Genomic DNA, 23,664 nt, shown 5'->3' on the forward strand with positions numbered 1-23,664 from the left:
CGCCGATCGTGCCACCGACCCGCGCCGGACCGCCCGGCTACGCCGGACCCGGCGCGGCCAGGTCCAGGTCGGCGGCGACCCGGGCCGCGACCTCCTCCGCGTAGAGGGCGTCGGCGCGCTCGAACGCCGGGCGCGAGGGCCCCCGCAGGAAGGTGAGCGCGCCCAGGGTGCGCCCCCGGCTGCGCAGCACCGTGGACAGCGCGTGCGCCGCGCCCTGCGGCCACTGGCGGGCCCGCGCCCAGGCCTCGTCCGCCTCGCCGCGCGGGGAGCTGCTGCGCACCGGGCCGATCCGGTCCAGCGCCTGCAACGCCGGGTGCCCGGCCTCGTACCGCAAGGGGATCGCGGCCCGCCCCGGCAGCAGCAGGGTCATCCCGGACGGCGAGACGGCCGCCCGGACGAGCCGCGGCCGCACGGAATCCGGGCCGCCGGGCCGCTCCAGTACGTCGACCAGCGCGTGCTCCGCGAACCCGGCGAGCGCGAAGTCCAGGCGTACGGCCGCCGCCTCGGCGGGATCCTCGCACTCGGCGGCGGCCCGCCCCGCCCGGTACAGCTGGTTGGCCCGGAACCGCAGCTGGCCGGTGTCCAGCTCCGCCCGGCGCGCCTCGGTGACGTCCTGGAACAGCAGGCCGACGCCGAGCGGCACCGGCTCCTCCGCCAGCGGGGAGCCGAGCCGGAGGAACCCGCACCGCCAGCAGCGCCGCCGCACGCCCTCCGGGGTGCGCACCGACACCCACAGCTCCACCGGGGCGGGCGGCGCCCCCTCGGCCAGTACGTGCTGGAGCGCGCCCTCCAGCTCCTCCACGCCCTGGGCCAGCAGCTCCCCGAGCGGGCGCCCCAGCAGCGCGGTGCGCCCGGTTCCGAAGGCGCGGGCGGCGTGCGCGTTGACCACCGCCGGACGCAGGTCGACGTCGACGAGGACGACGCCCCAGGAGGCGTCGTCCATCAGCGCCTCGCTGAGGGCGATGGAGCGTTCCAGGTCGATCTGCGCGTGCACCTCGCTGAAGGCGCAGTACACCCCGGCGGGCTTCCCGTCCGCGCCGGGCACGGCGGCGGACTGGGTGCGGACGAGGACGCGGCCGCCGTCCTTGGTGAGCAGGGCGAACTCGTGCACCTGGCGGCCCGGCGCGTCCTGGGCGGACATCAGGCGGTCCTGTACGTCGTGGGCGTCGGCGGGTCTCACCGCCCACCCGGCGAACCCGTGCCGCCCCACCGCCTCGGCGGCGGACCAGCCCAGGATCCGCTCGGCCTCGCGGTTCCAGTGGGTGATCACCCCGCCGGCGTCGAACGCGCACAGGGCGGCGTCCATCCCGTCCAGCAACGCCGCGAGCAGATCGTCGGCGGTCTCGTTACGCCCGGAAGCACTCACCTGGCACCCCCCGCAGGTGTTCGCGTGTGCGGCACGTCAGATCATTCAACTGGAACGTGACGCAGCCCACACACGGTTCTTTGAATCATCCCGTTTTGCCCCGAGAAATAAATCCCTTGAGCACCCGGGAAGGGGCTCGTATGCTCGGCGTACACGAGAAGGGAGGTGGTTCCCGAAATGTACGGAAACCGGACGCGTGAGGTGGCTGCGGGCTAAGCGCCCGTCGTCGCACGCACCCAGTGCGGTGCCCGGCGGGATCGCCAGGCGCCAATCCCAAGCAGTCACCCGACCCGCGGGCTCGCCGGTACGTCCGGCCGGCTCCTCTCACTGCAGGAGAGGAACCAGAGCCCGCGGGTCGCCTGCGTTCCGGCCCCGGCCGGACGCCCGGATGCCCGGCCCCCGGGACGCCCGCGCGGGCCCCGCCCGTCGACTACGGGCAGAGACGCTCCACGCGCCACTTCCCGCCCTCGCTGACGTAGCGCAGCCGGTCGTGCAGCCGGTTCTCGTGGCCCTGCCAGAACTCCACGGCGTCGGGGACGACGCGGTAGCCGCCCCACTCCGGCGGGACCGGCACCTGCTCGCCCTCCGGGTAGCGCTCCTCCAGCTCCGCGTAGCGGCGGTCCAGCGCGGCGCGGGAGGCGATCACCCGGGACTGCTCGCTGGCCCAGGCGCCCAGCTGGGAGCCGTGCGGGCGGGAGCGGAAGTAGGCCGCCGTCTCGTCGCGGCCGGTACGGGAGGCCGTGCCGGTGACGATGACCTGGCGGGCGATGGGGTGCCAGGGGAAGAGCAGCGAGACGTACGGGTTCTCCGCGAGCTCGCGGCCCTTGCGGGAGCCGTAGTTGGTGTAGAAGACGAAGCCCCGGTCGTCGAACTGCTTCAGCAGCACCGTGCGGGAGCTGGGCCGGCCGTCGGAGGTCGCGGTCGAGACGATCATCGCGTTCGGTTCGAAGAGGTGCGCGTTGGCCGCCTGCTGGAACCACCGGGTGAATTGCCGCATGGGGTCGTCTTCGAGGGATTCCTCGGCGACGATTTCCGAGCGGTACTGCTTGCGCATGAGGGCGGGATCAAGGTCCTGATGGGTCACCCCGGTCATCCTGCCGCAGGACGGCGCCCGGCAGTGTGCCGTATGTCACGCTTCCGCACGCCATCGGGAACCGCCAAAATCTTGGGGCCGGTCCGAGGGGCCCCCGAGGGGTCACCGACGGCCGTGCCGGGCATCAACGGGGATGACCGCGCCGGACCGCGAATCACGCCGGGAGCCGCGCGTGTTCGCACTATCTGAGGAGCCGCCTGATGTCCGACTTCGTACCCGGGCTCGAAGGGGTCGTCGCGTTCGAAACCGAGATCGCCGAACCGGACAAGGAAGGCGGATCGCTGCGCTATCGCGGCGTCGACATCGAGGACCTCGTCGGGCACGTGTCCTTCGGGAACGTGTGGGGTCTGCTGGTCGACGGCGCGTTCAACCCCGGCCTGCCCGCCGCCGAGCCCTTCCCGATCCCCGTGCACTCCGGGGACATCCGCGTCGACGTGCAGTCCGCGCTCGCGATGCTCGCCCCCGTGTGGGGCCTGAAACCGCTGCTCGACATCGACGAGCGGACCGCCCGCGACGACCTGGCGCGCGCGGCCGTGATGGCGCTGTCGTACGTCGCCCAGTCCGCGCGCGGGCAGGGCCTGCCGATGGTTCCGCAGAAGGAGATCGACAAGGCCGAGTCGGTCGTCGAGCGGTTCATGATCCGCTGGCGGGGCGAGCCGGACCCGAGGCACGTCAAGGCCGTCGACGCGTACTGGACCTCGGCCGCCGAGCACGGCATGAACGCCTCGACGTTCACCGCCCGGGTGATCGCCTCGACCGGCGCGGACGTCGCCGCCGCCCTGTCGGGTGCCGTCGGCGCCATGTCCGGGCCGCTGCACGGCGGCGCGCCGTCCCGCGTGCTCGGCATGATCGAGGAGATCGAGCGCACCGGCGACGCCGTGGCGTACGTGAAGAAGGCCCTGGACAAGGGCGAGCGGCTGATGGGCTTCGGGCACCGCGTGTACCGCGCCGAGGACCCCCGTGCGCGCGTGCTGCGGCGCACCGCCAAGGAGCTGGACGCACCGCGCTACGAGGTGGCGGCCGCGCTGGAGAAGGCCGCGCTGGAGGAGCTGCACGCGCGCCGTCCCGACCGGGTGCTCGCGACGAACGTGGAGTTCTGGGCCGCGATCATGCTGGACTTCGCGGAGGTCCCGGCGCACATGTTCACCTCGATGTTCACCTGCGCCCGGACCGCCGGCTGGTCGGCGCACATCCTGGAGCAGAAGCGCACGGGCCGCCTGGTGCGGCCGTCGGCGCGGTACATCGGACCGGGGGTGCGCAACCCGCGGGAGATCGCCGGTTACGAGGACATCGCCGCGACGGCCTGAACGGCCTGAGCGCGCGGAAGGCGCCGCACCCCCACGGCGGGGTGCGGCGCCTTCCGCGTGCCCGGTGTGCCCGGCGTGCCCGGTGTGCGCCGCGCTCAGCCCAGGGCGGCGTCCAGGATGCGGGACCACTGGGCGACGACGCGGGCGCGGCGGGCCGTGTCGTCGGTGAGGACGTTGGCCAGGCCGAGACCGCGGGCCATGTCGAGCAGGCCCTGCACGGTCTCCCGTACGCCCGGTGCGGACTCGTCCGCGCCGAGGAGTTCCACGGCGATGCGGTGGGTCTCGCGGCCGACCCGGGCTTCGAGTTCGGTGACCTGGGGGCGCAGCTGGTCCTCGTTGGAGGCGGCGACCCACAGTTGCAGGGCGGCGCGGAAGAGGGTGCCGGTGTAGAGGTCGACCAGGGCCTCGACGACCGCCAGGCGCGGGGCGGGGCCCGCGTGGAAGAGCTCGCGCAGCGCGGCGGAGCGTTCCTCGGCGACGTAGGCGACGGCGGCGGTGAAGAGGTCCTCGCGGGTCGGGAAGTGGTACTGGGCGGCCCCGCGCGAGACGCCGGCGCGTTCGGCGACGACGGCGACTGTGGAGCCGGCCCAGCCCTGTTCGGCGAGGCAGGAGACGGCCGCCTCCAGGAGGTGGCGGCGGGTGACCCGGCTGCGGGCCTGCTTGGGTCCGGCGGCGGCCCTGGAGGGGGTCTCGGTGCCGGGGCCGCTCACAGCGCCCATGACGGATCCCGGCGCGCGAAGCGGGCGCCGATGCCCTCGCGGGCCTCGTCGGAGGCGAAGTGGCGGGCGGACAGCTCCGTCAGGGCGGCGCCGTCCCGGTCGAGGGCGGCCCGTACGGGGGCGGTGACCAGCCGCTTGGTCTCGGCGAGGGCCTGCGGGCCGGCCTTGCGCAGGCCGGCGAGGACGGGTGCGAGGGCCTGGTCCACGTCCTCGCCGTGCAGGGTGAGCAGGCCGATGCGGGTCGCCTCGGCCGCGTCGAAGGCCTCCGCGGTCAGGAAGTACCGGGCGGCGGCGCGCGGGTCCAGGCGGGGCAGCAGCGGTGCGGAGATCACGGCCGGGACGACGCCCAGGTGGGTCTCGGTGAAGGCGTACGTGGACGCGGGCCCGGCGGCGGCGATGTCGCAGGCGCCGAGCAGGCCGAGGCCGCCCGCGCAGACGTGGCCGGTGACGCGGGCGACGACGGGCTTGGGCAGTTCGGCGATCTCCCGGAGCAGGGCCAGGAAGTCGGCCGGGTCGCAGGGGGACTTGAGGTCGGCCCCGGCACAGAAGGTGTTGCCGGTGTGGGTGAGGACGACCGCCCGCACGGCCGGGTCCGCGCCCGCCGCGGCGAGGGCCGCCCGCACCTCCCCGACCAGGGCCGCGGAGAGTGCGTTGCGGTTGGCCGGGGAGTCGAGCGTGAGAGTGGTGACGCCGTGCGTGAGCACTGCGCCGACGAGCGGGGACATGCCGTTCTCCTCCGGAGGTGGGGCGGGTGACGCGGTGCGCGCGCCCTAGTAGGACTTGGGGAGTCCCAGGGTCTGGTGCGAGACGAAGTTGAGGATCATCTCGCGGCTGACGGGGGCGATGCGGGACACCCGCGAGGCGGTGATGAGGGAGGCCAGACCGTATTCGCGGGTGAGGCCGTTGCCGCCCAGCGTGTGGACGGACTGGTCCACCGCCTTCACGCAGGCCTCGGCGGCAGCGTACTTGGCCATGTTCGCGGCCTCGCCCGCGCCCATGTCGTCGCCGGCGTCGTAGAGATGGGCGGCCTTCTGCATCATCAGGCGGGCCAGTTCCAGCTCGATGTGGGCGGCCGCGAGGGGGTGGGCGATGGCCTGGTGGGCGCCGATGGCCTCCTTCCACACCTGGCGGGTCTTCGCGTAGTCGACGGCCTTGGCGAGGGCGTGGCGGCCCATGCCGATGGCGAACGCGGCGGTCATGATGCGCTCGGGGTTGAGTCCGGCGAACAGCTGGAGGAGGCCCGCGTCCTCGTCGCCGACCAGCGCACCGGCGGGCAGCCGGACCTCGTCGAGGACGAGCTCGAACTGCTTCTCCGCCGCCTGGAGCTCCATTTCTATGACGGAGCGGGAGAAGCCGGGGGTGTCGCGGTCGACGATGAACAGGCAGGGCTTGAGGCTGCCGGTCCTGGCGTCCTCGGTGCGGCCGACGATGAGGGTGGCGTCGGCGATGTCCACGCCGGAGATGAAGACCTTGCGGCCGGTGAGGACCCACTCCTCGCCGTCGCGGCGGGCGGTGGTGGTGATGCGGTGGGAGTTGGAGCCCGCATCGGGCTCGGTGATGCCGAAGGCCATGGTGCGGCTGCCGTCGGCGAGGCCGGGGAGCCAGGCCCGCTTCTGGGCCTCGGTGCCGAAGCGGGCGATGACCGTGCCGCAGATGGCGGGTGAGACGACCATCATCAGCAGGGGGCAGCCGGCGGCGCCAAGTTCTTCGAGGACGATGGAGAGTTCGGCGATGCCGCCGCCTCCGCCGCCGTACTCCTCGGGGAGGTTGACCCCCAGGTAGCCGAGCTTGGCCGCGTCGGCCCACAGCTCGTCGGGGTGGCCGCCCTCGCGGGCGACGCGGGCGAGGTAGTCACGGCCGTAGCGCTGCCCGAGGGCGGCGACGGCGGTACGCAGGGCCTTGTGCTCTTCGGTTTCGACGACGGAGCTCATGCGGGCGTTTCCTCCTGGACGACGGCGAGCAGGGCGCCGAACTCGACCTGGCGGCCGGTGGCGGCGTGGAGCGCGGTGAGCGTGCCGGAGGCGGGCGAGACGATGCGGTGCTCCATCTTCATGGCCTCCAGCCAGAGCAGGGGCTGCCCGGCGGTGACGGGGCTGCCGGGGGCGAGGCCCTCGGCGACACGGACGACGGTGCCGGGCATGGGGGCGAGCAGCGAGCCGGGCGCGGTGCGGTCCTGGGGGTCGGCGAACCGGGGCAGCCGGGTCAGGGTGTGGGCGCCGAGCGCCGAATCGACGTGGACCTCGGGGCTGTTCGATTCGTGTTTCACGTGGAACATCCGCCGGATCCCGTCGACTTCGAGGGTGACGAGAGCGGGTCCGGTGGCCAGGACGCGCACACCGGGCTGGTCGACGGGGACCGGGGGCCCGCTGCGGGCGGGGTGGTAGCGGATCTCGTAGGTGGTCTCGCCCGACCGGTAGGAGCGGGTCTGCGGCTGCGACGGCACGTTGCGCCAGCCGCCGAGGCGGGTGGCGAGCGGGGCGTCCGGGGCCGGGGCGGCGTCGGCGAGGGCGGCGGCGAGCGCGGCGAGGGCGAGGGCGCGCGCGGTGTCCGGGGTGTCCTCGGTGAGGGCGGCGAGGTGGCGGTCGTAGAAGCCGGTGTCGAGGCGGGCGGCGGCGAACTCCGGGTGCCGCAGGGACCGTACGAGGAGTTCGCGGTTGGTGGTCAGCCCGTGGATCCGGGCTTCGGCGAGGGCCCGGGCGAGGGCGCGGACGGCCTCGGCGCGGGTCGGGGCGTGGGCGATGACCTTGGCGAGCATGGGGTCGTAGTGGATGCCGACGGTGTCCCCGTCGGCGAAGCCGGTGTCCACGCGGACCCGGCCGGGGACGGCGAGGGTGCGCAGGACGCCGGTCTGCGGGCGCCAGTCCCGGGCGGGGTCCTCGGCGTAGAGGCGGGCCTCGACGGCGTGCCCGCCGGGCTCGGGCGGCGCCGGGGGCAGCGCCGCGCCCTCGGCCACGCGCAGCTGGAGGGCGACGAGGTCGAGGCCGAAGACGGCCTCGGTGACGGGGTGTTCCACCTGGAGGCGGGTGTTCATCTCCAGGAAGTACGGGCGGCCGTCGGCGGTGACGAGGAATTCGACGGTGCCGGCGCCCCGGTAGGAGACGGCGCGGGCGGCGGCCGTGGCGGCCTGGTGGAGGCTCTCGCGCAGGGCGTCCGGGAGGCCGGGCGCCGGGGCCTCCTCGATGACCTTCTGGTGGCGCCGCTGGAGGGAGCAGTCGCGGGTGCCGAGCGCCCAGACGGTGCCGTGGGCGTCGGCGAGGATCTGCACCTCGACGTGGCGGCCGCGCTCGACGTAGGGCTCCGCGAAGACCTCCCCGTCGCCGAACGCGGAGCGGGCCTCGGCGGACGCGGCCTCCAGCTCCTCCTTCAGCGCGTCGAGGTCGCGTACGACGCGCATGCCGCGGCCGCCGCCGCCCGCGGCGGCCTTGAGGAGCAGGGGCAGGTCGGCGGCGGTGGCGGTCGCCGGGTCGACGGGGTCGAGGAGCGGGACCCCGGCGGCGCGCACGAGTTCCTTGGCGCGGGTCTTGGAGGCCATGGCCTCGATCGCGTCGGGGGGCGGGCCGATCCAGGTGAGGCCCGCGTCCTCGACGGCCCGGGCGAAGCCGGCGTTCTCGGACAGGAACCCGTAGCCGGGGTGGACGGCGTCGGCGCCCGCCGCGAGGGCGGCCGCGATGATCAGGTCGCCGCGCAGGTAGGTGTCGGCGGGGGCGGCGCCGGGGAGCCGTACGGCGGCGTCGGCGTCCCGTACGTGCAGGGCGTCGGCGTCCGGGTCGGAGTGGACGGCGACGGTGGCGAGGCCGAGGGCCCGGGCGGTACGGAAGATCCGTACCGCGATCTCGCCGCGGTTGGCCACCAGGAGGGAAGTCAGGTTCGTCATGTGCGGGCTCACATCCGGAAGACGCCGAAGCCGCCGCGGGCGCCCTCGACGGGGGCATTGTGGACGGCCGACAGGCACAGGCCGAGGACGGTACGGGTGTCACGCGGGTCGATGACCCCGTCGTCGTACAGCCGCCCGGACAGGAACATCGGCAGGGACTCGGACTCGATCTGCGCCTCGACGAAGGCGCGCATCCCGGCGTCGGCCTCCTCGTCGTAGGGCAGCCCCTTCGCCTCGGCGGACTGCCGGGCGACGATGGAGAGCACCCCGGCGAGCTGCTGGGGGCCCATGACGGCGGACTTGGCGCTGGGCCACGCGAACAGGAACCGGGGCTCGTAGGCCCGCCCGCACATGCCGTAGTGGCCGGCGCCGTAGCTGGCGCCGATGAGGACGGACAGGTGCGGGACGCGGGAGTTGGAGACCGCGTTGATCATCATCGAGCCGTGCTTGATGATGCCGCCCTGCTCGTACTCCTTGCCGACCATGTAGCCGGTGGTGTTGTGGAGGAAGAGCAGCGGGATGTCGCGCTGGTTGGCGAGCTGGATGAACTGGGCGGCCTTCTGCGACTCGGCGCTGAACAGCACCCCCTGGGCGTTGGCGAGGATGCCGACGGGATACCCGTGCAGGGTGGCCCAGCCGGTGACCAGGCTGGTGCCGTAGAGGGGCTTGAACTCGTCGAAGTCGGAGGCGTCGACGAGGCGGGCGATGACCTCGCGCGGGTCGAAGGGGGTCTTGAGGTCGGCGGGGACGATGCCGAGGAGCTCCTCGGGGTCGTACGCCGGCTCCTCGGCGCGCGGCGGGGCGGCCTGCGGCTTGCGGTGGTTGAGGCGGGCGACGACCCGGCGGGCCTGGCGGATGGCGTCGTACTCGTCGAGGGCGTAGTAGTCGGCGAGACCGGAGGAGCGGGCGTGCATGTCGGCCCCGCCGAGGGACTCGTCGTCGCTCTCCTCACCGGTGGCCATCTTGACGAGCGGCGGACCGCCGAGGAACACCTTGGAACGGTCCTTGATCATGATGGTGTGGTCGGACATCCCCGGGATGTACGCGCCTCCGGCGGTGGAGTTGCCGAAGACGACGGCGACGGTGGGGATCCCGGCGGCCGAGAGCCGCGTCAGATCGCGGAACACGGCCCCGCCCGGGATGAAGATCTCCTTCTGGGAGGGGAGGTCGGCGCCGCCGGACTCGACGAGGCTGATGCAGGGGAGCCGGTTCTGGCGGGCGATCTCGTTGGCCCGCAGCGCCTTCTTGAGGGTCCAGGGGTTGGAGGCGCCGCCCCGGACGGTCGGGTCGTTGGCGGTGACCAGGCACTCGACGCCCTCGACGGTCCCGATGCCGGTGACCATGGACGCGCCGACGGGATAGTCACTGCCCCAGGCCGCGAGGGGGGACAGCTCCAGGAACGGGGTGTCGGGGTCGAGGAGCAGCTCCACCCGTTCCCGGGCGAGGAGTTTGCCGCGGGTCTTGTGGCGGGCGGTGTACTTCTCGCCGCCGCCTGCCAGGGCCTTGTGGTGTTCGGCGGCGAGCCCGTCGAGACGTTCGAGCGCGGTGGCGCGGGCCTCGGCGTACTCGGGGGCGAGGGGGTCGACGGCGGTGCCGAGACGGGTCATGGGGTGGCCTCCGGGGCCGGGAGGAGGGCGACGGGGATGTCCGTGTGGCGGGCGCGCAGCCATTCGCCGAGGGCCTTGGCCTGGGGGTCGAAGCGGTGGCCGGAGGCGACGCCGTCGCCGAGCAGGCCGGGGACGGTGAAGTTGAGGGCGCGGAGGTGGGGAAGGACGTGGCGGGCGACGGGAAGGCCGGCCGTCTCGGGGAGCAGGGCCTGGAAGGCGTCGACGGTGAGGGTGGCGTGCAGCCAGGCCCATGCCGCGTCGCTCTCGACCCACACGCCGACGTTGGCGTCCCCTCCCTTGTCCCCGCTGCGCGCCCCCACCAGCGCCCCGAGCGGCCCGCGCCTGGTCGGCCCCGTCGGCCCCGTCGGTCCGGGTGGGGCCGGCGGGGCCGTCGGGGGCGGCGACGGCGGGGCCGGCGACGGCGGCGGTGCCGCGAGGGCCGGGGGGACCGCGAGGGACGGCGGCACCGCGAGGGCCGGGGGGACCGGCAGGCGGGTGCCGTTGGGGAGCACCGCCGTGTGGGGGACGGACGCGGCCGGGACCTCGGCCGAGGTGAAGACGCCGTACGGCTGGGCCGGCCCCGGCGCGGCCGTCACGTGGAAGCCCGGATAGCTGGCGAGCGCCAGCTCGATCGCGGCCGCGGTGAGGCTCCGGCCGACGGGGTCGGGGGACGGATCCCGCACCACCAGCCGCAGCAGCGCGCTCGACGTCTCCTGCGTCGCCGCGTCCTCGTGGTCCGTCCGGGCCAGCGTCCAGTCCACCTCCGCGACGTCCCGCAGCGCGTCCGCCAGCTGCGCCCGTACCAGCTCCTCCTTGGCCTCGATGTCCAGCCCCGTCAGGACGAACACCACCTCGTTGCGCCACCCGCCGATCCGGGTCACGCCCACCTTGAGCGTCCCGGGCGGGGCCTCCCCGCGGACCCCCGAGATCCCGACCCGGTCCGCCCCGACCGACAGCAGCCGCACCGTGTCCAGCCGGGCCGTCACGTCCGGGCCGAGGTACCGGACGCCCTGCGTCTCGTACAGGAGCTGGGCCGTGACCGTGCCGACGGAGACCACCCCGCCGGTGCCGGGGTGCTTGGTGACGACCGAGGAGCCGTCCTCGCAGACCTCGGCCAGCGGGAATCCCGGCGCGCGGACGTCGTGCCGGGTGAAGAAGGAGTAGTTGCCGCCGGTGGCCTGGGTCCCGCACTCCAGGACGTGGCCCGCGACCACCGCGCCCGCGAGCCGGTCCCAGTCGTCGGGGGCCCAGTCGAACCACCACGCCGCCGGGCCGCTGACCAGCGCGGCGTCGGTGACCCGGCCGGTCACCACGATGTCCGCGCCCGCCCGCAGGCAGGCCGTGATCCCGGCCCCGCCGAGGTACGCGTTCGCCGTCAGCGCCCCGTCCTCGTAGGGCATCAGGTCGTCGCCCTCCACATGGGCCACCGAGGCGGGGATGCCCAGCTTCGCCGCGAGGGCCCGGACCGCGTCCGCCAGGCCCGCCGGGTTCAGGCCGCCCGCGTTCGTGACGATCCGTACGCCCCGCTCGTGCGCGAGCCCGAGGCACTCCTCCAGCTGGCGCGGGAAGGTCTTGGCGTAGCCGAGCCCCGGGTTCTTCAGCCGGTCGCGGCCGAGGATCAGCATGGTCAGCTCGGCCAGGTAGTCGCCGGTCAGGACGTCCAGCGGGCCACCGGTCAGCATCTCGCGCAGGGCGGCGGCGCGGTCCCCGTAGAACCCCGAGGCGTTGCCGATGATCAGGGGCCGCCGGGTCACCGGGAGGCCCCCGGGGCGCGGCCGGGGCCCGCCGGGCCCGCGAAGGCCTGGGCGATGTCCAGCCAGCGGTCCGCTTCCGGGCCGGTGGCCGTCAGGGCCAGGTCGGCGCGGTGGGCCCGCTGCGTCACCAGCAGGCAGAAGTCGAGCGCGGGGCCGGTGACCCGCTCGGCCGCCTCCGCCGGGCCGTACGCCCAGCTCCCGCTCCCGTCGGGGGCGGTCAGCTCGATCCGGAACTCGGCGGCGGGCGCCGGCAGGCCCCGTACCGCGTAGGCGTAGTCCCGGGCCCGCACCCCGATCCGCGCCACGTGCCGCAGCCGGGCCGTGGGCGCACGGCGCACCCCCAGCGCGTCGGCGACGTCCTGGCCGTGCGCCCAGGTCTCCATCAGCCGGGCGCTGGCCATCGAGGCGGCCTTCATCGGCGGCCCGTACCAGGGGAAACGCGTGTCGGGCGAGGCGACGGCGAGCGCCCCGTCGAGGACGGTACGGGTCTCCCGCCAGCGGGCGAGCAGCTCGGCGGGCGCCAGCCGGGCCCCCTCGGCGGCACCTTCGTCGACGAAGCTCTCGGGCGCGGCCACCGCCTCCCGGGCCATGCGCCCGAAGCCGGCGGGATCGGTGAGCGACAGCAGCGCGGCCCGGTCGGTCCAGTGCAGGTGGGCGATCTGGTGGGCGATGCTCCACCCGGAGGCGGGCGTGGCCGCGGCCCATTCCGACGCGGTCAACTCCCTTACCAGCGCTTCGAGTTCGCTCCCCTCCTCCCGGAGATCGGCGAACACGGCGACGGCGGACGGATCGGGCACGGTGCGCTCCCCTTCTCGGCGTGAGGGGAACACTGACAGCCGGGCCCAAAACAATCAAGCATGCTTGCATTGTTTTAGAAAAAAGGACGGCACGGCAAGATCTGCCACAACAGCCCTTCCCTGCACGGAAGTTGACTTGGCCAGGGCCGCGGCCACCGGTTTTGCCCCACGTCTTCGCTCATCCCGGTGACCCCGGGCATGGGTCCGCTCCGCGCCGGACATACCTCTCGCCAGGGGGACCGGGAGGTCCCCGTCAAGGCAGGGGGAACAGGCGCGTCGTGACCACAAGCGCATTCGCGGAGCTGCAGAGCGACGGGATCCGCCGGCCCTTCAGGCCGCGCGAACAGATGCTGCGTCAAGGCGACGACGGGACCCATGTCCTGCTCCTCACCAGCGGCGTCGCACGCGTGGTGCTCGGCAGGGCAGATGGAACAGAGCTCTGGCTGGCGCATCGCGGCCCCGGTTCGCTGCTCGGGGAAATGGCCGTGGTCCACGGCGCCCTGCGCAACGCCCACGTGTTCGCCGTCGGCCCCTGCACGACGGTCCTCGTGCGGTCGGACACGTTCCTGCGCCGCATCGAGCGGCATGAGCTCGCCTGCGCGCTCTACCGCCACACGCTGGCGAGGCAGCACGAACAGGACATCGCCCACAGCGAGCAGTGGAGCCTTCCGGTGAAGACCCGGCTGGCGCGCTTCCTCTTGCGCTTCGTCGACTTCTCCACCCCCTGCGGCCAGATCACCGGCTGGACGCAGGAAGAACTCGCCAGAGCCATCGGGGCTTCCCACATCGCCGTCAAGTCGGCCCTGAAGGCATGGAAGGCATCCGGAACGGTGGAGGTAGGACGTCGCGTGATCAGCGTCAACGATCTGAGAGCGCTGCGGATCCTGGCCGGCGAGCCCATCACCTGACCCCTCCACCCGCGCGTGACCGCCTTCACACTCCGAGGGGATATTTGTATCCACTGGCCTCGGTGAAGCACGCGCATGCTCGGAATCGGCCGCTCTCGCGGTCCCCACCACCATCCCTCTGCGGCAGGAGCTTCGCCATGCCCGAACCGCGGCCTGAACACGCCGCTCTGCCCGCTCCCCTGGGCATCCTCGGATTCGACTTCGTGGGTTTCACCGATCTGGCGGCCGTACACCACGCGCCGGTCAGTGCACTGATCGAGCAGATCGTGCACCGCTCGCTCGTGACGGCAGGACTCGGCGAGCTGTGGGACACCAAACGCTTCCCCGCGAACACGGGCGACGGAATCGTCTTCGGCTTCGACACCCGCTCTCTCCCCTCGGTCCTCTCCCCCTACCTCGACGTCCTGGAACAGGACCTCGTCCGGCACAACGCCACCTCGCCGGGGCCACGTGTACGCCTGCGTGTCGCCATCCACCTCGGCCCGCTGCCGGACTCCGGGGCGCCGGGCGACGGCAACGGGACCGCACGGAACGACACGCATCGGCTACTGGACTCCACACCCGTCAAACAGGCCCTCAAGGAGGCGGATCCGGAGGCCACCCACGTGGCCGCGATCATCTCCCAGCGCGTCTTCGAGGACGTGGTGCTGGGGGGTTACACGGCCCTGCACCCCGCCCGTTGCATCGCGGTGGAGGCGACCGTACCCGGCAAGCGCTTCGCGCAGCCCGCATGGGTGTACGTTCCCCGCCCTTCCGGGGACCTTCTGCGCCTCGGGCCCGCTCCGGCCGCTCCCCGCACCCTCCGGCCGAAGCCGCTCCCGCTGTCCTGCGGCCACTTCGACTACGCCCTGTCCCTCAAGCACCTCGCGCAGGCCTGCGAGGAAGCAGCGGACGCACTGCGCCCGCTCGCCCCGGGTCGGGGGGTAGGCGCATGACACAGGTCCCGGAAACCCGGCTCTGCGACGCCATTGCAAGGCACCTCGCCGCGTTACCGCCCGAGCCTCCCACCCTCGTCGTGACCAAAGCCGACCACGGCACCTTGAGGCTGACGCCGACGGAGGCCAGGGAGGTGCTGTACGGACCCGAAACGGACGAGCGGCTGCGTGGTGCCGTCTGGCGGCAAGCAGTCTCGGCCGCCCAGCGGGAGACATCGGCCACCGGACCCTGGCAGTTGCTGGCCATCTGGCTGGCACTGCCGCGCCTGTACCGCACGGTGCACAGGGCCGCGGCCCGCTTCGGAGCCGACCCGGCCGACGTCCAGGCGGAGGCAGTACTGGGACTGCTCGAACAACTGGCCAGCGTCGACCCGGAGAAGCCGGACCTCGCCGACACGCTGACCGGCGCCGCTCGCCGACGGGCATGGGCCCTGGCCGCGCAGTCCGCCGGACAGACATGCGTGGCCGACATCGCCGCGATCGCGGCCGCCCGCCTCGCCCACGACCCGAGCGCCATGCCCGCCGAGCCGGAGCACGGCTGGGAGCTGGGGATCGACCCGCCCGCCCGTGCGGACGGGCTGTCCGCCTCGATCCGGTTCACCGCCTCGCCCGCCCAGATCGAAGGCGAGCGGCTGGGCGCGCTGGCCCAGGGGCTGGGCCTGCGGGAAATCGTCCACCGGGCCCGGCGGCCCGGTGAGGGAACTCTGATCGGAACCCTGTCCCTGCGGCCGGCCGGAGAACGCCGATGAGTGAACGAAAAGGCCCCCCTCTGTCGTTCGCGGAGGCCTTCGACCTCCCGCTGAGCATGGATCTCCGTACCGCCGCGAGGGCCTTCGGTGTATGCCCGGGCACCGCCTACAAGCTGATCCGCCTGGGGCAGTTCCCGTGCCCGGTACTCCGGCTCGGGCGCCGCTACTGCATCCCCACGTCCTTCGTCCTGCGCGCCCTCGGCATCGAGGAGAGGCCCGTATACGCCGTCGACTTGGAGGCCGGAGCCGACTACGCCGACCACGCCGCCGAAGCCACGCACACCGCCCACCACGACAAGGAGTACCGCGCATGACCGCCACCACCACCGAGGCCACCACCGCCACCGCCGCGGCCGCCGACGGCCAGGACCGCGCCTTCAGCTGCTTCGTCATCGGCCCGATCGGCGACGACCTCGCCGTTCCCGGTACCGCGGCCGCGACGGCATACGAGTCCGCTCTCGAAGTCTTCGAGAAGGTGATCCGCCCGGCCTGCGCGCGGTTCGGCATCGCCCCGGTACGGGCCGACGAGCTCGCCGGCGCCGGGGAGATCACCGAGCAGATCTGCCGTCACGTCCTCATGGCCGACATCGTCATCGCCGACGTGGGCGGGGGCAACGCCAACGTCATGTACGAACTCGGTCTCCGCCACGCCATCGGAAAGCCCGCGATCCACATCGGGGAGAACGGGCAGCTCCCCTTCGACATCTCCCCGATCCGCACCATCCGTTTCACGCGCTCCCGCAATGGCCTCATCGAGGCGCGCAGGAACCTGGAGAAGGCCCTGTACGAGGGCATCCACAACGGCTTCGACCTGCTGACCCCCGCGAGGATCCTCCAAGGGAAGCAGATCCCGCCCGAAGCGGTGGACGAGGGCCCCGAAGACGAGCCGGCGGACGAGGACGCCCCGGGGCTCATTGACCGGTTCGTCGCGATCGAAGAGCAGATGGACGCCCTCACCGGTGACGCTGACGCCATGGCGGAGGCGCTCGCCCGCATCGCGGCGGCCACCCAGGAGTCCACCCCGGAGATGGAACGCGCCAACCAGCCGGGCTTCCCGCTCAGCGCCCGGATGCCGCTGCTGATGAAGTACGCCTCGGCCATCAGCGAACCGGCCGCGGACCTCAAGGACAGTGCGAAGCGGTTCGCGGAGCGAATGAGCGAGGTCGACACCGCGGTGAACGCCGCCCTGGACTTCCACCAAGCCATTCCGCCGGGCGAACGCAGTGACAGCGACGACGAGTTCATCAGCGGACTGATCGGCACAGCTGAAGGCACCCGGCAGGCCATGGAAGGCGTCAAGGCCTTCGGCACGGCGATCAAGTCGATGATCGGGATGAGCAGGGAACTGCGCGGGCCCGCCAAGGACATCGCCGCCGCGCTCAAGGAGGTCGGCACCGTCATCGCCCGCATCGACGCGTGGGAGCGACGCGCCCGCACCCTCAGCTGACCGGTGCGCCAGGGGGCCGGGCCGCTGGTCGGTCCGGCCCCTGGTCCTTTCTCGCCACCTCGGGCAACCGGCCCGAGGTGGCACGGCGGAAGCGGCGCACCCGCTTCGGGCAGGCCCGGGTGGGCGGCGGGGCTTCGGGTGGGCGGGGGTGGATTCGGACGTGCGGCGGGAAGGCGGGGAACGGGGTCGGTGGCGCGCCGATACTGAAGGCTCCGCTCCGGGCCCAGAGCGCGCACACGTTCATGTCACTCGACGCAGAGGATGAACTGACGTGGCCTCAGCCGATTTCACCCGCTCTCCCGCACCGCTCCCGCCCGTCTCGCTGTACCCCGAGCTCGACGCGGCCGCCCTCACCGCCTACGCCGCCGCCCTCGAAACCGGTGAAGCGCGCGGGCTCTCCCCCGCGCGGGCCGCGGAGGTCGAGGAGTTCCGGTCCGTCGCCGTCTTCAGCCGCGGCAAGGTCACCGGCGCCGACGGGGACCTGCTGGACGCCGCGCTGTGGCGGCACACCGGGCCCGAGCCGCGGGCCGTGATCGTGATGCCCTCGCCGTGGACGGACCTCGGCTGGCTCTCGTACGCCGTGCAGGCCACCCTCTTCGCGGCCCGCGGCTACGACGTGCTCGCCTACACCGCCCGCGGGTTCGCCGGCTCGCTCGGCGAGGTCGACGTCGCGGGTCCGCTCGACGTCGCCGACGGCAGCCGCGCCCTGGACCACCTCATCGAGCGCTGCGCCGGCCAGGTCACCAGGGTCGGCTTCCTCGGGGCCTCGTACGGCTCCGGCATCAGCCAGCTCGTCGCCGCGCACGACACCCGCGTCGACGCCGTCGTGGCGCTCAGCACCTGGGGCGACCTCGGGGAGGTGTTCTACGAGAACTCCACCCGCCGCACCGCCGCCGTGCGGGCACTGCTCGACGCGGCCGCGCGGGCGCGGCTGAGCCCGCAGACGCGCAGCGTGTTCGAGAACGTCCTCACCGACCGGGACGTCCAGGGCACCCTGCGCTGGGCGGAGAAGCGCTCGCCCTTCAGCCACGTCAAGGAGCTCAACCGGAGGCAGGTGCCGGTGTTCTTCTCGCACGCCTGGCACGAGACGCTCTTCCCCGGCAACCAGACGCTCAAGATGTTCAACGAGCTCACCGGCCCCAAGCGCCTCGACTACTCCATCGGCGACCACTGCGGCCCCGAGATGTCCGGCCTGCTCGGCCTGCCCAACCGGATCTGGACGGACGCCCACCGCTGGTTCGACCAGCACCTGCGCGGCATCGGCACCGGCATCGCCGACGAGGGCCAGGTGATCGGCGAGGTCATGTGGAGCCGGGCCCTGGAGCCGCGCCCCGGCTGGCACTCGCTCACCGAGGGGATCCGCCGCCTCTACCTCGGCTCCGGCGGGGAGCTCGCGGGCCGCCCCGAGGCCGGCTGGAGCACGCCCGTGCTGTGCGGCGTCGACACCCCGGCGGCCGTCGCCGACGCGATCGTGCGGGCCGGGTACGCGGAGATGGCCGGGCGCCCGAAGCGCTACCCGGCCCGTGACATCGACCGCACCGTCGCGGCCGTGTGGGCCACGCCGCCGGTGGAGGAGACCACCCGGCTGCGCGGAACACCGCGGCTGCGGGTCACCTACCGGGCCGCGAACCCGGGCTCCAGCTTCGTCGCGTACCTCTTCGACCAGGCGCCCGACGGCTCGGCGCACATCGTCACGCACGCCCCGTACACCGACCGCGGCCCCGAGCCGGACCGCCTGGTCGGCGCGGACCTCGAACTCCAGGCCACGGCCTACGACGTCCCGCGCGGGCACCGCCTGCTGCTGGTGCTCGACGCGCTCGACCCGTTCTACGGGGACGCCAACCTGCCCCGCGCGACCCTGGCGTTCACCTCGCCGGAGGCGACGCCGAGCTGCCTGGAGCTGCCGCTGGGAGGCTGACCGGCGGCCCGCCCCCACCCGCCCGCCCGGCCGGACCCCCACGGCCGGGCGGGCGGGGGTCGGGGGCACGTGGGTGTCAGGCGTCCGGCGCGCGCCGGCGGCGGGTCTGGGAGCGGACCGCTCCCATGCTGGCCGCGATCACCAGGGCGATCGCCAGCGCGTCCAGGCCGGACATGGCCTGGTGGAGGACGAGGAAGCCGGCCGCGGCGGCGATCGCCGGTTCCAGGCTCATCAGGATCGCGAAGGTCGGGGCCGGCAGGCGCCGCAGGGCGAGCAGCTCCAGGGTGTACGGGAGGACGGACGACAGCACCGCCACGCCGACGCCGAGGGCCAGGGTGCCGGGGAGCAGCAGGTCGGAGCCGGCTTCGAGCACGCCCAGCGGGAGGGACAGGAGCGCCGCCACCGCCATGGCCAGGGCGAGGCCGTCCGCCTGGGGGAAGCGGCGGCCGGTGCGGGCGCTGAAGACGATGTACGCCGCCCACATCCCGCCCGCGCCCAGGGCGAGGGCGGCGCCGAGGGGGTCCAGGCCGCCGAAGCCGCCGCCGCCGTGCGTGGACAGCAGGACCACCCCGGCCAGGGCCAGACCGGCCCAGAGCAGATTGACCAGGCGGCGGGAGACGGCGACGGAGAGCGCCAGCGGGCCGAGGACCTCCAGGGTCACGGCCGGGCCGAGCGGGATGCGGTCGATGGCCTGGTAGAAGAGGCCGTTCATGCCGGCCATGGTCACGCCGAACCAGACGACGGTGGTCCAGTCCGAGCGGGAGTACCCGCGCACCTTGGGGCGGCAGATCAGCAGGAGGACGACGGCCGCGGCGGCGAGGCGCAGCGTGACGACGCCGGCGGCGCCGACGCGGGGCATCACCATGACCGCGAGGGCGGCGCCGAACTGCACCGAGATCCCCGCCGAGACCACCAGCGCGACCGGGCCCAGCGGGGAGGGGCGGGCGCTGCCGCCGGCTCCGGTGGCCCGGGCTGCGGTGGCGGTGTGCGTCGGGGACGGGGAAGGTGCGGGCATTTGTCCAGACTAAGGGCTGTCCGCGGGCCCCTCGATCGGGAGGCCGTCGGCCAGGAGTTCCGCCAGGTGGTGGGCCCGGTACTGGGAGAGCTGCGCGATCTGCGTCCGGCAGGAGAAACCGTCGGCGAGGATCGCGGGCCCGCTGTCGCGCGCCGCGTCGAGGGAGGGCAGGAGCTGCTCCCGCGCGCACGCCACCGAGACGGCGTGGTGGCCCGGCTCGAAGCCGAAGTTGCCCGCGAGGCCGCAGCAGCCGCCGCTGAGCTCGCCGGTCAGGCCGGCGCGCTCGCGCAGCCGGCGGTCGGCGGCGTCGCCGAGGACGGCGTGCTGGTGGCAGTGGGTCTGCCCGGCGACCGGCCGGTCCAGGCGCGGCGGCCGCCAGTGCGGGGCGTACTGCTCCAGGGCCTCGGCGAAGGTGCGGACGGCGGCGGCGAGGCGGTGGGCGCGGGGGTCGTCGGGCAGGAGGGCGGGCAGGTCGGTGCGCAGGGCTGCGGCGCAGCTGGGTTCGAGGACGACGACGGGGCGGTCGGGGGCGCCTTCGAGGCGGGTGAGCGTGCGGCGCAGGACGGTGCGGGCGCGGTCGAGGCGGCCGGTGGAGACGTAGGTCAGCCCGCAGCAGACGGGGCCCCGCGGGACGGTGACGTCCAGGCCGGCGGCCTCCAGCACGCGGACGGCCGCCCGGCCGGTGTGCGGGGAGAGGTACTCGGTGAAGGTGTCGGGCCAGAGGGTGACGGCGGTGGCTCCCGGGCCCTGCGGGCGGCTTTCCCCGGCGCGCGAGCGCCACCAGCGGGTGAACGGGGTGCGGGCCAGGGGTGGCAGCGGGCGGTCGCGGGTCAGGCCCGGGGGCGGGAGGCGGCGGGCGGCGGCGTTCAGCGGGGCCGCCGCCCGCAGCAGCGCGACCGTGCGGAGCAGCCGCGGCAGGCCGCCCAGCAGGTAGTGGGCCGGCGGGCGGATCCGGCCCGACCAGTGGTGGTGCAGGAACTCCGCCTTGTACGCGGCCATGTCCACCCCCACCGGGCAGTCGCTGCGGCAGCCCTTGCAGGACAGGCACAGGTCCAGCGCCTCGGCGACCTCCCGCGAGCGCCAGCCGTCCGTGACGACCTCGCCCGCCAGCATCTCGTGCAGCAGCCTCGCCCGGCCCCGCGTGGAGTGCAGCTCCTCCCCCGTCGCCCGGTACGACGGGCACATCACCCCCGGACCGCCCACCTCCGTGGACCGGCACTTCGCGACCCCGACGCACCGCGCCACCCCGTGCGACAGCTCCCCGCCGCCCGGCGGCAGCGCCGCGAAGCGCAGGTTCTCGTCCAGACGGGCCGGGCGGACCAGCATCCCCGGGTTCATGCCGCCCGCCGGGTCCCACACGTCCTTGTACGCGCCGAAGAGTGCGATCACCTCCGGCCCGTACATCCGGGGCAGGAGTTCCGCCCGCGCCTGCCCGTCGCCGTGCTCCCCCGACAGGGAGCCCCCGTGGGAGACGACCAGGTCGGCGAGCTCCCCCGAGAAGCTCCGGAAGCGGGCGATCCCCGCCGGGGTCACCAGGTCGAAGTCGATCCGTACGTGCACGCAGCCCTCGCCGAAGTGCCCGTACGGCGTCCCGCGCAGCCCGTGCGCCGCCAGCAGGGCGCGGAACTCCCGCAGGTACGCCCCGAGCCGGGCCGGCGGGACCGCGCAGTCCTCCCACCCCGGCCAGGCCATCCCCCCGTCGGGGGTCCGCGTCGCCGTGCCCGCCGCGTCCTCCCGGATCCGCCACAGCGCCCGCTGCCCCGCCGGGTCCGTCACCAGCAGGGAGTGGGCGGCGTCGGCGCCCCGTACGAGGGAGCGCGCGGCGCCCTCGTCCCGCATCTCCACGAACAGCCAGGCGTCCCCGCGCGGCAGCGGCCCGGCCGCCGCCGCGCCCGGCACCAGGTCCCGCGCCATGCCCTCCACGGTCAGCGGCCCGGCCCCGAGCAGCCCCGCCGCCGCGTCGGCGGCCGCGCTCTCGTCGGCGTACCCGAGCACCGCGAGCACCGGCGCGCGCGGCGCTTCCACCAGGCGCACCACCGCCTCGGTCACCACGCCCAGCGTGCCCTCGCTCCCGCAGAACGCCCGGGCCACCCCCACGCCCCGCTCCGGCAGCAGCGCGTCCAGCCCGCCGTAACCGGAGATCCGCCGGGAGAACCCGCCGGCCAGGCCCGTGCGCAGCACCGCCAGGTTCCCCGCCACCAGTTCCCGCAGGCCCTCGGGCGCGCCCGCCCAGCCCGTCCCGAGCCGGTACGAGGAGCCGCCGTACGCCGTCACCGCCAGCTCCGTCACGTTGTCGGCGGTGGTCCCCCAGGCCACCGAGTGCGCCCCGCACGCGTTGTTGCCGATCATCCCGCCCAGGGTGCAGCGCGCGTGCGTGGAGGGGTCCGGCCCGAAGGCCAGCCCGTACGGGCGCACCGCGTCCCGCAGCCGGTCGAGCACCAGCCCCGGCTGCACCACGGCCGTCCGCGCCACCGGGTCCACCGACACCAGCGCGTTCATGTGCCGGGTGAGGTCCAGGACCACCCCGACGCCCGTGGCCTGGCCCGCGATGGACGTCCCGCCGCCGCGCGGTACGACCGGGAACCCGGCGTCGGCGCAGATCCGCAGCGCGGCCGCGACGTCCCCGGCGTCGCGCGGGGCGACGACCCCGGCCGGGACGCGCCGGTAGTTCGAGGCGTCCATCGTGGTGAGGGCCCGTGCGGCGGCCCCGAAGTCCACCTCCCCGCGCAGCTGCGACCGCAATGTCCGTTCGAGTTCCCCGGGTGACGTCACCCGCCCACCCTGCCACCGGCCGGGCCCGTCTCACCGGGTGGACGCGCCTCCGAGGCGTGGACCGGGACCCGATACGCTCCGCTCGTGGCTGAGATCCAGATTCCCGCTGACATCAAGCCCGCCGACGGACGCTTCGGCGCGGGCCCCTCCAAGGTGCGGACCGAGGCGCTGGACGCCCTCGCCGCCACCGGTACCTCCCTGCTCGGAACCTCACACCGCCAGGCCCCGGTCAAGAACCTGGTCGGATCGGTGCGCCAGGGCATCCGGGACCTCTTCTCGCTCCCCGAGGGTTACGAGGTGATCCTGGGCAACGGCGGCTCCACCGCCTTCTGGGACGTCGCGACCGCCGGTCTCATCGAGCGGAAGTCCCAGCACCTCACGTTCGGCGAGTTCTCCTCCAAGTTCGCCAAGGCCGCGAAGCTCGCGCCGTGGCTGGACGAGCCGTCGGTGATCTCCTCGGAGCCGGGCACCCACCCGGACCCGGTCGCCGAGGCGGGCGTGGACGTGTACGCGTACACCCACAACGAGACCTCGACGGGTGTCGCCGCGCCGATCGAGCGCGTCGCGGGCGCCGACGCCGGTTCGCTCGTTCTGGTGGACGCGACCTCGGGCGCCGGCGGCCTGCCGGTGGACATCACCGAGACCGACGTCTACTACTTCGCCCCGCAGAAGTCCTTCGCCTCCGACGGCGGCCTGTGGCTGGCGGCGTTCTCCCCGGCGGCCCTGGAGCGCGCGGCCCGCGTGCACGCCTCCGGCAGCCGGCACGTCCCGGAGTTCTTCTCGCTGCCGACGGCGATCGACAACTCGCTGAAGAACCAGACGTACAACACCCCGGCGCTGTCCACCCTCTTCCTGCTGAACGAGCAGCTGGAGTGGCTGAACGGCCAGGGCGGCCTGGAGTTCGCGACCGGACGTACGGCGGCCAGCGCGCGGAACCTGTACGGCTGGGCGGAGGCGTCGAAGTACGCCAGCCCGTTCGTCGTGGACGCCGACAAGCGCTCCGCCGTCATCGGCACGATCGACTTCTCCGACGACATCGACGCGGCCGCGATCGCCAAGGTGCTGCGCGCCAACGGCATCGTGGACACCGAGCCGTACCGCAAGCTCGGCCGCAACCAGCTCCGCATCGCGATGTTCCCGGCGATCGACCCGGCGGACGTGCAGGCGCTGACCGCCTGCATCGACCACGTCATCGAGAAGCTCTGACCGAGAAGCTCTGATCAAGGAGCTCTGACCGCACGGCGCTCCCGCGAGGCCCCCGGTGACCACCGCGTCCCCGGGGGCCTCGCCGTGTGCGGCGGGGCGCGGCGGGCGCGCGGCCGCGCAGCGGGCACCACCGGCGAAACCCCGTGCGTCCGGCCGCGATACCTTCGGGACGTTCAGGGCTCGGCGATTCTTGGAGG

General features: G+C 74.1%; 19 protein-coding genes. 8 read left to right on the forward strand and 11 right to left on the reverse strand.

The window, feature by feature from the left end; all coding sequences use genetic code 11:
- Positions 1-37: 37 nt before the first annotated feature.
- Positions 38-1,366 (reverse strand): PAS domain-containing protein, encoded by a 1,329-nt coding sequence (locus tag IE248_RS27090; protein WP_190031991.1) that lies wholly within the window; start codon positions 1,364-1,366, stop codon positions 38-40.
- 430 nt (positions 1,367-1,796) lie between these two features.
- The gene (gene pdxH / locus IE248_RS27095; protein ID WP_229895558.1) at positions 1,797-2,459 is read right to left on the reverse strand and encodes a pyridoxamine 5'-phosphate oxidase; all 663 of its coding nucleotides are present in this window, start codon (positions 2,457-2,459) and stop codon (positions 1,797-1,799) included.
- A 200-nt stretch (positions 2,460-2,659) separates the two neighbouring features.
- On the opposite strand from pdxH, the gene IE248_RS27100 reads away from it, so the two are divergent.
- Positions 2,660-3,766 (forward strand): citrate synthase 2, encoded by a 1,107-nt coding sequence (locus tag IE248_RS27100; protein WP_037794287.1) that lies wholly within the window; start codon positions 2,660-2,662, stop codon positions 3,764-3,766.
- A gap of 95 nt (positions 3,767-3,861) precedes the next feature.
- Here IE248_RS27100 and IE248_RS27105 read toward each other — a convergent pair whose 3' ends face one another.
- The 7 genes from IE248_RS27105 to IE248_RS27135 all read right to left on the reverse strand — a co-directional run bounded on the left by IE248_RS27105 (position 3,862) and on the right by IE248_RS27135 (position 12,517).
- Entirely contained in the window at positions 3,862-4,485 is a 624-nt protein-coding gene (locus IE248_RS27105; protein ID WP_190031992.1) for a TetR/AcrR family transcriptional regulator, read from the reverse strand.
- Positions 4,473-5,210, reverse strand: a complete 738-nt coding sequence (locus tag IE248_RS27110) for an enoyl-CoA hydratase family protein (protein ID WP_190031993.1) — start codon at positions 5,208-5,210, stop codon at positions 4,473-4,475. The genes IE248_RS27105 and IE248_RS27110 overlap by 13 nt, the downstream gene beginning before the upstream one ends.
- Positions 5,211-5,255: 45 nt before the next feature.
- The gene (locus IE248_RS27115) at positions 5,256-6,416 is read right to left on the reverse strand and encodes an acyl-CoA dehydrogenase family protein (protein ID WP_037797793.1); all 1,161 of its coding nucleotides are present in this window, start codon (positions 6,414-6,416) and stop codon (positions 5,256-5,258) included.
- Positions 6,413-8,359, reverse strand: a complete 1,947-nt coding sequence (locus IE248_RS27120; protein ID WP_190031994.1) for an ATP-binding protein — start codon at positions 8,357-8,359, stop codon at positions 6,413-6,415. Before IE248_RS27120 ends, IE248_RS27115 begins: the two co-directional genes overlap by 4 nt.
- An 8-nt stretch (positions 8,360-8,367) precedes the next feature.
- Positions 8,368-9,966 (reverse strand): acyl-CoA carboxylase subunit beta, encoded by a 1,599-nt coding sequence (locus IE248_RS27125; RefSeq protein ID WP_073775071.1) that lies wholly within the window; start codon positions 9,964-9,966, stop codon positions 8,368-8,370.
- Positions 9,963-11,648: an acyclic terpene utilization AtuA family protein gene (locus tag IE248_RS27130; RefSeq protein ID WP_229895566.1), complete on the reverse strand. Its 1,686-nt coding sequence runs from the start codon at positions 11,646-11,648 to the stop codon at positions 9,963-9,965. Before IE248_RS27130 ends, IE248_RS27125 begins: the two co-directional genes overlap by 4 nt.
- Before the next feature lie 68 nt (positions 11,649-11,716).
- On the reverse strand, positions 11,717-12,517 hold the full coding sequence (locus IE248_RS27135; RefSeq protein ID WP_190031995.1) for a TIGR03084 family metal-binding protein: 801 nt from the start codon (positions 12,515-12,517) through the stop codon (positions 11,717-11,719).
- 278 nt (positions 12,518-12,795) lie between these two features.
- Here IE248_RS27135 and IE248_RS27140 point away from each other — a divergent pair, with 278 nt between their 5' ends.
- The 6 genes from IE248_RS27140 (at position 12,796) to IE248_RS27165 (ending at position 18,474) form a co-directional block, all read left to right on the forward strand.
- Positions 12,796-13,425 carry a Crp/Fnr family transcriptional regulator gene (locus IE248_RS27140; RefSeq protein WP_190031996.1) on the forward strand — a complete coding sequence of 210 codons (630 nt, stop codon included), beginning with the start codon at positions 12,796-12,798 and terminating at the stop codon, positions 13,423-13,425.
- Positions 13,426-13,562: 137 nt separating this feature from the next.
- On the forward strand, positions 13,563-14,360 hold the full coding sequence (locus tag IE248_RS27145; protein WP_190031997.1) for a hypothetical protein: 798 nt from the start codon (positions 13,563-13,565) through the stop codon (positions 14,358-14,360).
- A complete protein-coding gene (locus IE248_RS27150) occupies positions 14,357-15,109 on the forward strand; it encodes a hypothetical protein (RefSeq protein ID WP_190031998.1) in 753 nt (250 codons plus the stop codon). The genes IE248_RS27145 and IE248_RS27150 overlap by 4 nt, the downstream gene beginning before the upstream one ends.
- Positions 15,106-15,423 carry a helix-turn-helix transcriptional regulator gene (locus IE248_RS27155; protein WP_190031999.1) on the forward strand — a complete coding sequence of 106 codons (318 nt, stop codon included), beginning with the start codon at positions 15,106-15,108 and terminating at the stop codon, positions 15,421-15,423. The genes IE248_RS27150 and IE248_RS27155 overlap by 4 nt, the downstream gene beginning before the upstream one ends.
- Positions 15,420-16,556: a hypothetical protein gene (locus tag IE248_RS27160; RefSeq protein ID WP_190032000.1), complete on the forward strand. Its 1,137-nt coding sequence runs from the start codon at positions 15,420-15,422 to the stop codon at positions 16,554-16,556. The genes IE248_RS27155 and IE248_RS27160 overlap by 4 nt, the downstream gene beginning before the upstream one ends.
- Positions 16,557-16,827: 271 nt before the next feature.
- A complete protein-coding gene (locus IE248_RS27165) occupies positions 16,828-18,474 on the forward strand; it encodes a CocE/NonD family hydrolase (protein ID WP_190032001.1) in 1,647 nt (548 codons plus the stop codon).
- A 76-nt stretch (positions 18,475-18,550) separates the two neighbouring features.
- On the opposite strand, the gene IE248_RS27170 is transcribed toward IE248_RS27165, so the two are convergent.
- Positions 18,551-19,489, reverse strand: a complete 939-nt coding sequence (locus IE248_RS27170; RefSeq protein WP_073775078.1) for an EamA family transporter — start codon at positions 19,487-19,489, stop codon at positions 18,551-18,553.
- A 9-nt stretch (positions 19,490-19,498) separates the two neighbouring features.
- Positions 19,499-22,261 (reverse strand): FAD-binding and (Fe-S)-binding domain-containing protein, encoded by a 2,763-nt coding sequence (locus IE248_RS27175; RefSeq protein WP_373301629.1) that lies wholly within the window; start codon positions 22,259-22,261, stop codon positions 19,499-19,501.
- 84 nt (positions 22,262-22,345) lie between these two features.
- Between IE248_RS27175 and serC the strand changes: the two genes are divergently transcribed.
- Positions 22,346-23,467 (forward strand): phosphoserine transaminase, encoded by a 1,122-nt coding sequence (serC, locus tag IE248_RS27180; RefSeq protein WP_073799606.1) that lies wholly within the window; start codon positions 22,346-22,348, stop codon positions 23,465-23,467.
- Positions 23,468-23,664 lie beyond the last annotated feature (197 nt).

The organism is Streptomyces goshikiensis (assembly GCF_014650555.1).
GTDB classification, from domain to species: Bacteria; Actinomycetota; Actinomycetes; order Streptomycetales; family Streptomycetaceae; genus Streptomyces; species Streptomyces goshikiensis.

Excerpts from the sequence above, each read along its gene's own strand:
- IE248_RS27155 (WP_190031999.1), top strand. The coding sequence starts at position 15,106 with ATGAGTGAACGAAAAGGCCCCCCTCTGTCGTTCGCGGAGGCCTTCGAC.
- IE248_RS27150 (WP_190031998.1), top strand. The coding sequence starts at position 14,357 with ATGACACAGGTCCCGGAAACCCGGCTCTGCGACGCCATTGCAAGGCAC.
- IE248_RS27110 (WP_190031993.1), bottom strand. The coding sequence starts at position 5,210 with ATGTCCCCGCTCGTCGGCGCAGTGCTCACGCACGGCGTCACCACTCTC.
- pdxH (WP_229895558.1), bottom strand. The coding sequence starts at position 2,459 with ATGACCGGGGTGACCCATCAGGACCTTGATCCCGCCCTCATGCGCAAG.
- IE248_RS27115 (WP_037797793.1), bottom strand. The coding sequence starts at position 6,416 with ATGAGCTCCGTCGTCGAAACCGAAGAGCACAAGGCCCTGCGTACCGCC.
- IE248_RS27105 (WP_190031992.1), bottom strand. The coding sequence starts at position 4,485 with ATGGGCGCTGTGAGCGGCCCCGGCACCGAGACCCCCTCCAGGGCCGCC.
- IE248_RS27160 (WP_190032000.1), top strand. The coding sequence starts at position 15,420 with ATGACCGCCACCACCACCGAGGCCACCACCGCCACCGCCGCGGCCGCC.
- IE248_RS27120 (WP_190031994.1), bottom strand. The coding sequence starts at position 8,359 with ATGACGAACCTGACTTCCCTCCTGGTGGCCAACCGCGGCGAGATCGCG.
- IE248_RS27125 (WP_073775071.1), bottom strand. The coding sequence starts at position 9,966 with ATGACCCGTCTCGGCACCGCCGTCGACCCCCTCGCCCCCGAGTACGCC.
- IE248_RS27100 (WP_037794287.1), top strand. The coding sequence starts at position 2,660 with ATGTCCGACTTCGTACCCGGGCTCGAAGGGGTCGTCGCGTTCGAAACC.
- IE248_RS27130 (WP_229895566.1), bottom strand. The coding sequence starts at position 11,648 with ATGCTGACCGGTGGCCCGCTGGACGTCCTGACCGGCGACTACCTGGCC.
- IE248_RS27170 (WP_073775078.1), bottom strand. The coding sequence starts at position 19,489 with ATGCCCGCACCTTCCCCGTCCCCGACGCACACCGCCACCGCAGCCCGG.
- IE248_RS27145 (WP_190031997.1), top strand. The coding sequence starts at position 13,563 with ATGCCCGAACCGCGGCCTGAACACGCCGCTCTGCCCGCTCCCCTGGGC.